This is a genomic window from Streptomyces sp. O3 (assembly GCF_054788135.1).
The window spans coordinates 1-13,560 of the sequence record NZ_JBTVYK010000042.1 but is presented as its reverse complement, the minus strand read 5'-3'; the positions used below and the strand labels follow the sequence as shown (position 1 = coordinate 13,560).

13 protein-coding genes are annotated in these 13,560 nt (G+C 71.9%); 8 read left to right on the top strand and 5 right to left on the bottom strand.

Annotation, left to right across the window (positions count from 1 at the left end; all coding sequences use genetic code 11):
- Positions 1 to 25: 25 nt before the first annotated feature.
- Positions 26 to 1,501: an NCS2 family permease gene (locus tag ACX6XY_RS21140; protein WP_460332880.1), complete on the top strand. Its 1,476-nt coding sequence runs from the start codon at positions 26 to 28 to the stop codon at positions 1,499 to 1,501.
- Positions 1,502 to 1,522: 21 nt separating this feature from the next.
- On the opposite strand, the gene ACX6XY_RS21135 is transcribed toward ACX6XY_RS21140, so the two are convergent.
- Positions 1,523 to 3,064 (bottom strand): aldehyde dehydrogenase (NADP(+)), encoded by a 1,542-nt coding sequence (locus ACX6XY_RS21135; protein ID WP_460332877.1) that lies wholly within the window; start codon positions 3,062 to 3,064, stop codon positions 1,523 to 1,525.
- A gap of 140 nt (positions 3,065 to 3,204) precedes the next feature.
- Between ACX6XY_RS21135 and ACX6XY_RS21130 the strand changes: the two genes are divergently transcribed.
- From ACX6XY_RS21130 to ACX6XY_RS21105, 6 genes are all read left to right on the top strand, one after another.
- Positions 3,205 to 3,978: an IclR family transcriptional regulator gene (locus tag ACX6XY_RS21130; RefSeq protein WP_460332874.1), complete on the top strand. Its 774-nt coding sequence runs from the start codon at positions 3,205 to 3,207 to the stop codon at positions 3,976 to 3,978.
- A gap of 8 nt (positions 3,979 to 3,986) precedes the next feature.
- Entirely contained in the window at positions 3,987 to 4,457 is a 471-nt protein-coding gene (locus ACX6XY_RS21125) for a GNAT family N-acetyltransferase (protein WP_460332997.1), read from the top strand.
- A gap of 123 nt (positions 4,458 to 4,580) precedes the next feature.
- The gene (locus tag ACX6XY_RS21120; RefSeq protein WP_460332871.1) at positions 4,581 to 5,606 is read left to right on the top strand and encodes a hypothetical protein; all 1,026 of its coding nucleotides are present in this window, start codon (positions 4,581 to 4,583) and stop codon (positions 5,604 to 5,606) included.
- Complete coding sequence (locus ACX6XY_RS21115) at positions 5,603 to 6,910, top strand: sensor histidine kinase (protein WP_460332868.1); 1,308 nt, start codon at positions 5,603 to 5,605, stop codon at positions 6,908 to 6,910. Before ACX6XY_RS21120 ends, ACX6XY_RS21115 begins: the two co-directional genes overlap by 4 nt.
- Positions 6,907 to 7,578, top strand: coding sequence for a response regulator transcription factor (locus ACX6XY_RS21110; protein WP_460332865.1), 672 nt, complete (start codon positions 6,907 to 6,909; stop codon positions 7,576 to 7,578). The genes ACX6XY_RS21115 and ACX6XY_RS21110 overlap by 4 nt, the downstream gene beginning before the upstream one ends.
- 386 nt (positions 7,579 to 7,964) lie before the next feature.
- Positions 7,965 to 8,648: an MBL fold metallo-hydrolase gene (locus ACX6XY_RS21105; RefSeq protein WP_460332862.1), complete on the top strand. Its 684-nt coding sequence runs from the start codon at positions 7,965 to 7,967 to the stop codon at positions 8,646 to 8,648.
- A gap of 37 nt (positions 8,649 to 8,685) precedes the next feature.
- Here ACX6XY_RS21105 and ACX6XY_RS21100 read toward each other — a convergent pair whose 3' ends face one another.
- From ACX6XY_RS21100 to ACX6XY_RS21085, 4 genes are all read right to left on the bottom strand, one after another.
- Positions 8,686 to 9,945, bottom strand: a complete 1,260-nt coding sequence (locus ACX6XY_RS21100; RefSeq protein ID WP_460332859.1) for a cytochrome P450 — start codon at positions 9,943 to 9,945, stop codon at positions 8,686 to 8,688.
- A 306-nt stretch (positions 9,946 to 10,251) separates the two neighbouring features.
- Positions 10,252 to 10,599, bottom strand: coding sequence for a hypothetical protein (locus ACX6XY_RS21095; protein WP_460332856.1), 348 nt, complete (start codon positions 10,597 to 10,599; stop codon positions 10,252 to 10,254).
- A gap of 26 nt (positions 10,600 to 10,625) precedes the next feature.
- Positions 10,626 to 11,525 (bottom strand): radical SAM protein, encoded by a 900-nt coding sequence (locus ACX6XY_RS21090; RefSeq protein ID WP_460332854.1) that lies wholly within the window; start codon positions 11,523 to 11,525, stop codon positions 10,626 to 10,628.
- 543 nt (positions 11,526 to 12,068) lie between these two features.
- Positions 12,069 to 12,272, bottom strand: coding sequence for a hypothetical protein (locus ACX6XY_RS21085; protein ID WP_460332851.1), 204 nt, complete (start codon positions 12,270 to 12,272; stop codon positions 12,069 to 12,071).
- A 164-nt stretch (positions 12,273 to 12,436) separates the two neighbouring features.
- Between ACX6XY_RS21085 and ACX6XY_RS21080 the strand changes: the two genes are divergently transcribed.
- Positions 12,437 to 13,560, top strand: a 1,124-nt coding sequence (locus ACX6XY_RS21080; RefSeq protein WP_460332849.1) for a helix-turn-helix transcriptional regulator, incomplete at its 3' end; no start/stop codon positions are given.

The window sequence follows — 13,560 nt, the reverse complement described above, 5'->3', positions numbered from 1 at the left end:
ACGGATCACCGCCCCGAGGAGCGCCATGCCAGGACAGACCGCGGACCAGCCGCCCGGACCGCCCACGGAGCCGTCTCCTCAGACGGCTCCGGCCGCGGGCAACGCCGTGGACCGCTTCTTCCAGATCACCGCGCGGGGCTCGACGCTGGGCCGCGAGACGCGCGGCGGCCTGGCCACGTTCTTCACCATGGCCTACATCCTGGTCCTGAACCGGATCATCCTGGGCGGCGTCGAGGACAAGTTCGGCAACACCCTGGACGGGGCCCAGCTGGTCACCGTCACCGCACTGGTGGCGGCCGTGATGACCGTGCTGATGGGGCTCACCGCCAACCTGCCGCTGGCGCTCGCGGCCGGGCTCGGGCTCAACGCGATGGTCGCGTTCCAGATCGCCCCGCTGATGAGCTGGCAGGACGCGATGGGCCTGGTGGTGCTCGAGGGCATCGTGATCTGCCTGCTGGCCGCGACCGGGCTGCGCGAGGCCGTGATGCACGCCATCCCGCTCGGCCTCAAGCAGGCCATCAGCGTCGGCATCGGACTGTTCATCGCCTTCATCGGCTTCATCAACGCGGGCTTCGCCACCCGCATCCCCGGCGAGACCGGTTCCGTACCGGTCCAGCTCGGCGCGTCCGGGTCGCTGTCGGGCTGGCCGGTGCTGGTGTTCTGCCTCGGAGTGCTGCTGATCGTCGCGCTGCTGGCGCGCCAGGCCAAGGGCGCCATCCTGATCGGCATCGTGGTGACGACCGTGCTGGCCGTCGTCGTCAACGAGATCGCCGACATCGACGACGCGGCCTGGGGCCTGACCGTGCCGCGCATCCCGGACGAGGTCGTCGCCGCCCCCGACTTCGGACTGCTCGGCCAGTTCAGCCTGTTCGGCGCGTTCGGTCAGGTGAGCGCGATCACCGTGGTGCTGCTGGTGTTCACGCTGTTCCTCACGGACTTCTTCGACACCATGGGCACGGCCGTCGGCGTCACCAGCGAGGCCGGTCTCCTCGACGAGCACGGCCGGGTGCCGCGGCTCGGGCGGCTGCTGTTCGTGGACGGTCTCGCCACGGTCGCGGGCGGGGCCGCGTCCGGCTCGTCCAACACCTCGTACATCGAGTCGGCGGCCGGTGTCGGCGAGGGCGCCCGTACGGGCTTCGCCAACCTGGTCACCGGCGGGCTGTTCGCGCTCGCGCTGTTCTTCACGCCGCTCGCCACCATCGTCCCGGCCCAGGCGGCGGCGCCCGCGCTGGTCGCGGTCGGCTTCCTGCTGATGGGGCAGGTGCGGCACATCGACTGGGAGCGCTGGGACATCGCCGTCCCGGCGTTCCTGACGATCGCGGTGATGCCGTTCACGTACTCGATCACCAACGGCATCGGCGCGGGCTTCATCGCGTACGTCGTCATCCGCACCGCGACCGGCAGGGCGCGCGGGGTGCACTGGCTGCTGTGGGGGACCGCGGCGCTGTTCCTGGTGTACTTCGCCATCGACCCCGTGGAGCAGCTGCTCGGCGTGAAGTAGCCGCTCGGCGTGAAGTAGCGGTCAGGCGGCTCCGGAGATCCGGCGCGGCAGGTTCAGCGGGTTCGCGTCCCGAAGCTCGGGCGGGAGCAGGGGCTCTGGCGTGTTCTGGTACGCGACCGGCCGCAGCCAGCGCTCGATGGCCGTGCCGCCGACCGAGGTGGAGGTGGAGGTCGTGGCCGGGTACGGACCGCCGTGGTGCTGCGCGGCGGCGACGGCCACACCCGTGGGCCAGGCGTTGACCAGGACGCGCCCGGCGAGCGGGGTGAGCGAGGCCAGCAGCTCGGCGGCGCGGCCCTGACCGGTCTCCTCGGCGGCGGACAGGTGCACGGTGGCCGTGAGGTTGCCGGGCAGCCGCGCCAGCACCGAGGCCGCCTGGGCGTCGGAGTCGTAGCGGGCGACCACCGTGAGCGGGCCGAAGCATTCCTCAAGCAGCAGATCGTGCTCCCCGGACGACGCGAGCCGCGCGGCCGGAACCGTGAGGAAGCCCGCGCGCACCGTATGCGCGTCGCCCGAGTCGCCCGAGTCGCCCGCGCCGGGCGCTACCGGGGCGTCCACGTCCGGCAGTTCGGCGCGTTCGGCGGCGCCCGCGACGAAGGTGTCCCGCATCCGGCGGTCGAGCAGCACCCCGGAATCGGTGGCGGAGACCGCGTCGGCGAGCGACTTGACGAGCCGGTCGCCGCCCGCGCCGGACGGCGCGAGCACCAGGCCCGGCTTGACGCAGAACTGGCCGACCCCCAGGGTCATCGAGCCCGCGAGCCCCGCGCCGATCTGCTCGGCGCGCTCGGCGGCCGCCTCTTCGGTGACCACGACGGGGTTGAGGGAGCCGAGTTCACCGTGGAACGGGATCGGCACGGGCCGGGCCGCCGCCGCGTCGAAGAGCGCCCGCCCGCCCCGGACCGAGCCGGTGAAGCCCGCACCGGAGACCAGCGGATGCCTGACCAGCTCGACGCCCGCGTCGAAGCCGTGGACCAGGCCGACGACGTCCTCGGGGACGCCGTGCCGCGCCGCCGCGCGCCGCAGCACCGCCGCGACCCGCTCGGAGGTGTCCGGGTGGTCCGGGTGCGCCTTGACGACCACGGGGCAGCCAGCGGCCAGCGCGCTCGCGGTGTCGCCGCCCGGTACCGAGAAGGCGAACGGGAAGTTGGACGCGGCGTAGACCGCGATGACGCCCAGCGGCACCTTGTAGCGGCGCAGGTCGGGAATGGGCGGCGTGGCCGACGGATCCGGGTGGTCGATGACGATGCCGAGGAAGGCCCCCTCGTCGACGATGTCCGCGAAGGACCGCAACTGGTAGCAGGTGCGGGCGAGTTCACCGGTCAGCCGGGCCGTGCCGAGCGCGGTCTCCGCGTCGGCGGCCGCGACCAGGTCGTCCCCGGCCTCCTCCAGCAGATCCGCGGCGGTGCGCAGGAAGGCGGCGCGCACCGCGCGGTCGGCCAGCGCGTCCCGTACGGCGTGCGCGGCGCCGACCGCCCGGTCGACGTCCGCGGCCGTGGCCTCGACCGCGACCTGCGCGCGCTGCTTCCCGGTGCGGGGGTCGACACTCCAGACTGGTACAGCTGCCACAACCGCTCCTTGAGATCTTCGAGATCTTCCGATGTTCACACACCGATGTCAGGCACCGAGGGTGTTCGATATGCTGAACGCTGTCTCTGGTGCTGAACCGCCTCGGAGGCTATGCGCAGGCGAACGAAGGGGTCAAGAGGATGCCGGTTGCCGAGACGGGCGGCGGATCGCAGGTCAAGTCCGCTGTGCGGACCGTGGAGTTGCTCGAGTACTTCGCGGGCCGACCGGGCATGCACGCGCTGGCGGCGGTCCAGGAGGCCATGGGCTATCCCAAGTCCAGCCTCTACATGCTGCTGCGCACCCTGGTGGAACTCGGCTGGGTCGAGACGGACGCCACCGGCACCCGGTACGGCATCGGCGTACGCGCCCTGCTGGTGGGCACCTCGTACGTCGACGGCGACGAGGTGGTGGCGGCCGCCCGGCCGACGCTGGACCGGCTCGCCGACGACACCGCCGAGACCATCCACCTGGCCCGCCTGGACGGCGTGAACGTCGTCTACCTCGCGACCCGGCAATCGCAGCACTACCTGCGGCCGTTCACCCGCGTCGGCCGCCGACTGCCCGCGCACTCGACCGCGCTCGGCAAAGCACTGCTCGCCACGCACACCGACGAGCAGGTCCGTGAACTGCTGCCCGAGACCCTGGCCCAGGTGACCGAGCACACCATCACCGACCGCGAGCAACTCATCGAGGAACTGCACGCGGTACGCGAACAGGGGTACGCCGTGGACCGCGAGGAGAACACCGTCGGGCTGCGCTGCTTCGGCGTCGCGATCCCATACCGCACCCCGGCGCGGGACGCGATCAGCTGCTCGGTGCCGGTGGCGCGGCTGACGCCCGCGCATGAACAGCTCCTCAAGGACGCGCTGTTCGACGCGCGGGACCGGCTGACCCTGGCGACCAGGAGGCTCTGAACATGGACGTGACCGTGACGCTGCGGCCCGTGCACGACAGCGATCTGCCGGTGTTCTTCCGGCAGATGAACGACCCGGAAGCGAACCGCGTGGCCGCCTTCACCGCCGAGGACCCCTCCGACCGGGCCCGCTTCGACGCGCACTGGGCGCGCGTGCGGGCCTCGGGCGACATCGTCCGCACCGTCCTGGCGGACGGCGACGTGGTCGGTCACGCGGCGGTGTACGGGCCGCCGGACAAGCGCGAGGTGACGTACTGGATCGACCGCCCGCACTGGGGGCGCGGCCTGGCCACGGCGGCGCTGCGGGCGCTGCTCGAACTGGCCCCCGAGCGCCCGCTGTACGCCCGCGCCGCGGCGGACAACGCGGGGTCGCTGCGGGTGCTGGAGAAGTGCGGGTTCGTGGTGACCGGCCGGGACCGGGGATTCGCGCACGCGCGGGGCGAGGAGACGGACGAGGCGCTCCTCACACTGAGCGGCTGAGCGGGCGGGGCAGGGGGCGAGTTCGCTCCTCCGTGGGGCGGGGGGTCGCCTCCCCCGTGCGGCGGAGGCGGATCATCGCGGCGCAGGAGGTCCGCGCGGCCGCGAGCCGGGACCGTAGACGGCATGACACCGACCCCCGTGGCGGCCCCGGCGTCGCCCGCCAGCACGGCCGCGCCCCGCCCCCTCAGCCGGACCCGCAGGGCCCTGCGCGCCCTCGCGATCGTCTCCTGCGTCCCGTACCTCGGCCTCAAGGCGGCCTGGATCTTCGGCAGCCGGATCGGCATTCCCGACGGCAGCACGCTGCTCGACCACCGCGTCACCATGGCGGTCGCCAACGCCGTGACCGTGCTGATGGACGGCGCCGTCATCGTGCTGGCCCTGCTGCTGACCCAGGCCTGGGGCAGGCGGGTCAGCGCCTGGCTGCTGGCCCTGCCGATGTGGGTCGCGACCGGCCTGCTCGCCCCGATCGTGCTGGGCTTTCCGCTCCAGCTGCTGGTCGGCGCGGTCGGCGGCTCCCGGAACACCGCCGCGGACAGCGGCGGTGAGCCGTTCCTCGACGAGTGGGTCTTCGGGGTCGTCTACGGCGGGTTCATCCTCCAAGCCCTCACCCTGGGCCCCCTGTTCGTCCGGTACGCGCGAGACCGCTGGGGGCACCTCTGGCGCGGCCGGGTCGGCGACCTGCGGGCCGGTGCCGTGCCGCCCGCGCGGCGGATCGCCGCCGTCGCCGCGGCGGTGCTCGCGCTGCTCCCCGCGACCCTGTATCTGACCTGGGCCTTCGGGTCGACCGCGGGCCTCGACGCGGGCCGGATCGCCGAGCGCACGAGCGACTTCTTCATTCTGCAGGCCAACAACGCGCTGTTCGCGCTCTGCGCCGCCGCGGGCGTGCTGCTGCTCGCCTTCCGCTTCCGCTTCGGCGGGACGCTGCCGCTGAGCGTGCCGCTCGCCCTGGCCTGGGTGGGCTCCGGGGCGACGGCCTGCTGGGGCGGCTGGCTGGCGCTCGCCTCGCTGATCTCCGGGGACGACCCGGCGGCCCGCCCCACCCAGGTCATGAACCTGACCTATTCTGTGCAGATGATCGTCGGGACGCTCGTGGTGACCGTCGGCGCCTCCTTCCTCGCGGGGCGCGCCGCGGCCGAGCGCCGCGCGTGAGGCCGCTGTTCGGGCGGTGGCGGTCCGGGCGGCGGTGGCCTGGGCGGCGGTGGTGGCTGCGCTGGACGCACCTGGTGCTCGGCGGCGCGCTGCTGATGCCGTTCTGGCTCGTCGGCTCGGTCGCGGTCAGTGTGGCCCTGGGCGGCACGAACGTCTTCGCCTCCGTGGGGCAGCAGTTCGCCGCGTACGCCCTGGCGCTGCCGATGGCCGCCGTCGCCGCGCTCGCCCCGCTGACCAGGCCGCTGTCGGCGGCGGCCGTACGGGCGCTGTGCGGGGTGCCGGACGGCGCGCTGGCCGACGGGCCCGCGCGGTCGCGGGCGGCGAAGGGGCGTACCGTCGCGTGGTTCACGCTGCACCTGGGGGTCGGCGCGCTGGTCAGCGGGGCGACCCTGGCCGGGGTGCCGATGGCGGTCGTCCTGCTTCTGACGCCGGTGTCGGCGACGGTGGGGGAGTCGCGGGTCGCCCTGCCGGTCTTCGGCCAGGGAGGGTGGGGGCTGGTGCTCGCCCCCGTCGCGGCGGTCGTCCTCCTGGCGTTCCTGGCGGCGTGCGCCGCGTCCGCCGGGGCGCTGCTGGCCCGCTGGGCGCCCGTACTGCTGGGGCCGACCCCCGCGGACCGGCTGGCCGCGGCCGAGGCGCGGGCCGCCGAGCTCGCCGTGCGCAACAGGCTCGCGCGCGAGCTGCATGACTCGGTGGGGCACGCGCTGAGCGCCGTCACGCTCCAGGCGAGCGCCGCCCGCAGGGTCCTGGACCGCGACCCGGAGTTCGTCCGCGAGGCCCTGCGGGCCATCGAGGACACCACCCGGCGCACGGTCGGCGAACTCGACGCGGTACTCGGCCTGTTGCGCACCGGCGACGACGAGGCGGGAGCCGTCGCCACCGCGCCCGCGCCCACGCTCGCCGCCGACCTGGACGGCCTGCTGGCCCGCACTGAGGCGGCCGGGCTGTCCGTCGACGCGACCGTCGCCGCCGACCCGGCCGCCCTGCCCGACCTGATGTCCCGCGAGGCCTACCGCATCGTTCAGGAAGGCCTCAGCAACGCCCTGCGGCACGCCGGGCATTCCCAGGCGACCCTGCGGATCGCCCTGCGGAACGAGGAGTTGGAGATCATCGTGGAGAACCCCGTGTCCGGTACGACGCGCACCCGCGCCGGTGGCGGCCGCGGCCTGCGCGGCATCACCGAGCGGGCCCGGCTGCTGGGCGGCAGCGCACGGGCGGGCCTGACCGGCGGCCGGTGGACCCTGTCCGTACGACTGCCCGTGCCCGAAGGCACGTCGAGCACGCCGACCGGTGGTGACCTCCGATGAGCGGCGCCCCGCCGTCGGTGACGGTCGTACTCGCCGACGACGAGCGGATGGTGCGCACCGCGCTGCGCGCCATCCTCGACGCCGAACCCGACATCGACGTGCTGGGCGAGGCCGCCACCGGCGCGGAGGCGGTGGCCGTGGTCCGTGAACTGCGGCCCGACGTGGTCCTCATGGACGTGCGGATGCCGGAGATCGACGGCATCCAGGCCACCGAGCAGATCCTGCGGTCGATGGCCGCGCCGCCGCGCGTCGTCGTCGTCACGACCTTCGAGAACGACGCGTACGTGTACGAGGCGCTGCGCGCCGGAGCCTCCGGCTTTCTGCTCAAGCGCGCCGACGCCGATCAACTCGTGCAGGCCGTACGGCTGGTGGCGCGCAGCGACTCGCTGCTGTTCCCGGCCGCCGTACGCGCCCTGGCCGCCGCGCACGCCCGCGGCCGCCCGGCGCCGCCTCCGCGGTGGGTGTCCCGGCTGACCGAGCGCGAGGCGGACGTACTGCGCCTGATGGCCACCGGGCTGACCAACGCGGAGCTGGCCAAGGAGCTGGGGGTCGGCCCGGCGACGGTGAAGACCCATGTGGCCTCGGTGCTGGCCAAGACGGGCGCGCGGGACCGCACCCAGGCGGTGATCGCGGCGTACGAGGCCGGGTTCGTGGGCGCCGGACGCTGACGAGCCGGATCAGTCCGGCCGCGGTCCCGCGCGGTGCGCATGAAGCATGAAGTCAGGGGCGCATGATGCGCGAGGCGCATACCGGGTCTTTGCTCTACGCTCCTCGCAGGACGGCCGACAGCCCAAAGGGCGGAGGCCTTGGGCAGCGAGGCGTGCGCGGACGGGGGGCCGTGGGCGTGTTCCGTAACCAGATATCCGGGGGCAGTCACGGGACTGTCGTCCAGGCGGGGACCGTCGAGCGGCTCTCCCTTCTGGTCGTCAGGGCCGAGGCCCCGTATCCGGAGCGGGAGACGGCGCAGAAGGCCGTCAACGCGTGTTCGGTGTTCGGCGTTCGCGGTGAGCGAGCTCCCCGGACCGGCGTGCGCGGCGGCTGTGACGATGACGCCATGAGCGAACCTGTGATCCATCGGCTCGACCTGGGGCACTTCGTCCGGCCCGCGTCCGAGACGGGTACGGGGCTGGCGCGGGTGGAGGCCGCGCTGGCGTACCTGGTCCGGCATGACCGGGGGCTGCTGCTCTTCGACTCGGGGATGGGCGAGGGCAGTTCCGACACGGATGCCCACTACCGTCCGGTGCGGCGGCCGCTGAACGCGGCCCTCGCCGCCGTCGGCGCCACGCCCGAGGACATCGCCTTGGTCGTCAACAGCCATCTGCACTTCGACCACTGCGGCGCGAACCCGGCGCTCGCCGGCCGCCCGGTCCTGGTCCAGGCCGCCGAGCTGGCGGCGGCACGGGCCGGGGGCTACACGATCGACGCGCTGGTGGACTTCGCCGGCGCGGTGTACGAGCGGCTCGACGGGGAGGCGGAGATCTGGCCGGGCGTCCGGGTGGTACCGACCCCCGGTCACACGGCCGGTCACCAGTCCCTGGTCGTCGAAGCCGGAGGCGGGACCACTCTGCTGGCGGGCCAGGCCTACGACTTCGCCAGCGAGTACGCCTGCGCGGACCTGGCCCGGCGTACGGGCGTGGCCGAGGGCGCGGGCCTGTGGCGGCCATGGCTGACGAGGATGGCCGAACAGGACGTGAGCCGTGCGCTGTTCGCCCATGACCACGCGACGTGGACCGCCTGACCGGACACGGCCCCGCCGGGACCAGGACGGGCAGGGCTCAGGGTGTGTCGCCGGTCGTCCAGACCACCGGCAGCGCCCGCGGCGACCAGTGGATCAGTGTGGGCGTCATCTCGACCCGCGCGCCGGGCGCGAGGCGTAGCGACGGCAGCCGGTGGGCCAGGGCCGTGAGGGCGATCCGCAGCTCCTCGCGGGCGAGGCCCGCCCCAGGGCAGCCGTGCGGGCCGTGGCCGAAACCGAGGTGGCGGGTGGGGCCGCGGGAAGGGTCGAAGCTGTCCGGGTCCGGAGTGAGGGCCGGGTCCCGGTTGGCCGCGGCGTAGGAGACGAACACCGTGGTTCCCTCCGGAAGCGCGGTGTCCGCCAGCGTCACGGGGCGCGTGGTGACCCGGCGGAACCCCTGCACCGGAGAGCCCCAGCGGACCGCCTCCGTGATCACTGAGGGGATCGAATCCGGGTCGGCGCACAGCGCTTCCCACCGCTCACGGTGCGACAGGAGTTGGTGGAGAGCGGTGCCGAGCAGGGCTGTGGTGGTCGTATGGCCGGCGATCAGGAGGTTGTGCAGGTTCGACACGATCTCGGCCAGCCGCTCGCCGGACGGCTCGGGGCCGTCCGGGGCCAGCGCCCGCGTCATCTCGGAGGTCAGGTCGGTACCCGGCTCGGCCCACCGGCGTACCGCGTGCGCGGCGAGCAGCTCCTGCCCCGCCACCACGTCCCGCGCGGCCCGCACCTGCTCCTCGACCGGCAGCGGCCGGAACAGCAGTTCCTCGGTGCGCCGACTGCCGTGCACCGCGACCGCCGCCTCGTCGGGGGACAGGCCCAGCAGATGGCCGATCACCTCGCCGGGCAGCCGCGCCGCGAAGTCGGCCATCAGTTCGGCCCGGCCGTCGGCCGCGAAGCCGTCCACCAGGGCGTTCGCGCGCTTGGCCAGGAACTCGCGGGCCTCGGCGACCCGCGCCGCGCTCAGCCCGCGCAGCAGCGGGGCCCGCAGCCGCTGGTGCGCCGCCCCGTCGGAGGTGATCACCACCGGGCCGCCGCCGGGACCCGCGCCGAGCACGGCCAGCGCCTCGGGGGCCGGGAGCACGTCGGCGCGCAGCGCGGCGGCCGACGAGAAGTCCTCCGGCCTGCGCAGCACCTCCCGGACGTCCGCGTACCGGCTGACCAGCCAGGCGTCCAGCTCCGGTACGAAGGTGAGCCCCTGCGCGGCGCGGGCGCGCGCGTACACCGGGTAGGGGTCGCGTTGCAGCGCTTCGAGGTCCGGGGCGTCGAGGTCCGCGGCGTCGAGGTCCGGGGTGTCGGCCATCGGGCCATCGTGCAGCAGCGGTGCGCTGGGGGACAGGGGAGATCCGGCCAGGGGGGAGGTCTTCCGGCGGGAATGCCTCGTGGCTGTGCGGTGTTGGGCAGGGAGCGGAGGGCGCCTCCGTAACCGTCTGACTGGAGAGAGAAGCCACCGATGCGCGTCGAGATCTGGAGCGACATCGCCTGCCCCTGGACCAACAGAGCCATACGTTAGCGCGCCCGGTCTGACCTGCATAGATGCACGTAGAGGCCCCGCCCAAGCGCCACGGGGGGAAGCGCACAAGCGGGGCCGTCAACGGGGTGCAGCCGGTCAGCCGGGGGCCCGCACCGTGGCCGTCTGAGCGCGCAAATCCGCGAGACGACGTTGGTACAGCGGGCCGATAGCGTGCGCGCCCCTGGCCTCACTCGGGGTGGCCTGCTCGATCAGGTGATGGGACACCGCCCGGAGGTGGGCGGCCCAAGCGATCACGTGCTGTTGAGCCGTCCGCCCGCATTCCTGCGGTTCACCAGGGAGGCACAGCGGGAGTTCCGGCCCGAGCTTGTTCGCTGCGTGCCGGACGTACCGAGCGATGGTCAGCCATTCATCCTCGGTCCGCCGAATGGCGTTTCCGTCGCCTTCCCACCCCCACGGGCCGAAGTCGTCCCCGTGATCGTCCATGTGTGCGCTCCCTCATGATCAGCGGATTAGGCCGGTGCGCCGATCGTAGCGGCGCTCTCCGCTTCCCTGGGGTCGCAGTGCCCGACCGAGGGAACGCACGGACCGCACGGCCCGCACATGGGCAGGAATTGCGGAGGAGTGCACGACTGGACACCATCCCCGTGAACCGACGCGATATCGGCCGCAACCTCGGCCATCTGCGCGCCACCCCAGATATCGGAGATCGGCTTTTCCAGCACGTTGCCGAGAGTCAGGAACCGACCGAGGACGCACGGCCACACATCGCCGGTCGGGCCGATGGCGCATTTCTCATGGGCACAATGCCCGCACAGATCAGCGATGGTCGGCGCGGCCCCCTGACTGGCCCTCCCAAATGCGCGGGTACGGTCTCCGCCGACTGTTCCGACACCGAGCGCCGTAAGGTCCTGCGCCGCTTCCTGTACCCGCTGTCCGTCCCGCACGGCGACGACTCCGCCCCGCAGCGGAATACCGAGGGACAGCGCCTTTTGCACGTTGGCGCGCGTCTTCTTGTGGGCACCTCGGAGTTGCGTCACCGCGTCGTGTTCCTCGGCGCTGTCCGAGTAGTACGACGTGGCGAGCTTGACGCCGAACTCCCCGAATGCGTCCCACAGTTCCGGGCGGATGTGCGTCATGTTCGAGAACACCTCGATACCGAGGCCCCGCCCGTGAGCGTGCTTGATCAGCGCGGGGAGGCTCGGGTAAAGCGTCGGCTCACCACCGATGAACTGCACGTCCAGGGTGCCCATGTCGGCAAGCTGGTCAATCACGTTCAACCAGTCCTGCACGGTCATGGTGCCGTGCGTTCCCTTGGGCCCGCTGTCCGCGTAGCAGTGATCACAGAACTCGTTGCAGAGTCCTGTGATCTCAAGCCATGCGAATAAGAGACGGTTTTCGGCAGCGCTCATTGTGCGTCTCCTTGCACCTGGGGTGTCTGGTAACCCGCCCCGGCCGCTCGACCTGTCCAGGGTTTCCACCACCGGGGCGGGATCTTGCCCCACCCCCGGTGACTCGACCGTCCATTGAGGAGTCACCGAGGGTGGGGGCTTGAACCCGTCCCCTCCCGTGCCTGTGCAATCAGCACGGGGGGAGCTGTGCGGCACTGAGAGGGGACGGGGGCTTAGAGGTGGCCGGTAGCGGCCAGCGTGAGAATCGCCGTACTCAGCGCGGCGACTGTGAAGACGAACACGGACCAGCCGAACCGGCGCGCGTGCCTCACGAATTCCCTTGCAAGGGAACGCAGTTCGGGCAGTCTTGGTGTCGGCGGTTCGGCGGGTGAGTCGGGCCGGGAAGGTAGACCACTCCCGACCGCTGATCCAGCGCACCGCCGTACTGATCCCACCAACCGGCCGGAGAGTCCGCGTACGGGCTCCCCGGCTCATCTATGAGGCTCACCAACTCCGGGGGCGGGAGAGGCCGCGTACGGCGCTTCTGTGGCTTCACAGGGACGCTCATGCGTGCACGTCCTCAAGGTGTCGGCGCAAGCGCACGTTGCAGTCACTCACGCCGGACGCGTTGCCGTTCGCCTTGGCGCGGTCTCGGTCCATAGCCACGTTGTCGCAGTGCGCGCAGCCCGGTTCCGGCATGGGGTCCGCGTCGAGCCTCACGGGGAGGTCTACGGGGGTCTCCTGCGTCGTCTGTGTCGTGGTCGTCATGGTCACCGTCCCGCTCGGTACGTCTCGTCCGCTGCGTGTGATGCCTCAGAGAAACGCCACAGCGGGCCGCGCACCACAGCAGAAAGGCCGCACTCCTGCCGCACGCTGGCCGCACTGGCTACGCTGACCAGGGAAGACGCATTCCCGAGAGGAGACCGGCCACGATGACCAGCAGGCGGCGGAGGTTGGCGGAGCGCCGGAAAGCGTGCGGGCTCAATCAAGAGGAATTCGCGGAAGCGGTCGGCGTAGATCGCTCAACAGTCCAGCGCTGGGAAGGCGGGAAGACTGACCCGCAACCCTGGCAGCGCCCGAAGATCGCAAAGGCATTGGCGCTCACCTCGGCGGAACTCGACGCGCTGCTAGTTCCGGACGCATACGCCCCGCCGCAGTCTCGCACCGCATGGATTTCTGACGCTCCGTCAGGTAGTGACGACGAATTCGACGCCCTCGAATTGGCGCGGCGCGTATCCGCTAGCGACGTGGGCAGGGAAACGCTAAGCCGTCTCGAACTTGCATTCGATGAACTGGCCATGAAATACCCGGTGTCACCCCCGCAAGACTTGCTCGAAAGAGTGAGGAAGCATTCTGCCTACGTCTCGCATCTCATGGATGCGCGTATGACCCTTGCGGAACAGCGCCGCCTTTACGTGGTCGGCGGATGGTTCCAACTCTTGGGGGCCACGCTGCATATCGACCTGAAACAGGAACACGCGGCGACGGCCCGTTTGCAGACAGCGGCCACCCTCGCGCAGCACGCAGACCACCGAGAAATTGAGGCGTGGTGTTACGAGACTGACGCTTGGCGAGTGCTCACGGATGGCGACTATGCCCGCGCGCTGGAACTCTCCCAGGCTGCACAGGAGTTGGCACCGGCCGGAACCTCGGCTGCAATCCAGGCCACCGCACAGGAAGGGCGAGCGCGGGCACGACTTGGGGAAGGTCCCGAAACCTACGCGGCCATTGAGCGTGTTCAACGCATGGCGGGCGCGATGGTTCCTCGGAAGGGGACTGAGCATCACTACCAGTACGACCCCGGTAAGGCATTGGCCTACACAGCTACGACGCTGGCATGGGTCGGAGATCCCGCAGCCGAGGACTACGCGCGACAGGTAATCGCGCGACTCGCTCCCGCTGACGATGAGGAGAAATGGCCGCGCCGGGTGGCGTCCGCGAACATTGATTTGGCGCTGGCATTGCTTGGCGGTGACCGACTAGCCTCGATCTTTCGTGACGGTCCGTCGGTTTCTTCGGCGGGCCGTTTCGGTTGTTCGGGTCGGTGGCGGGCGCG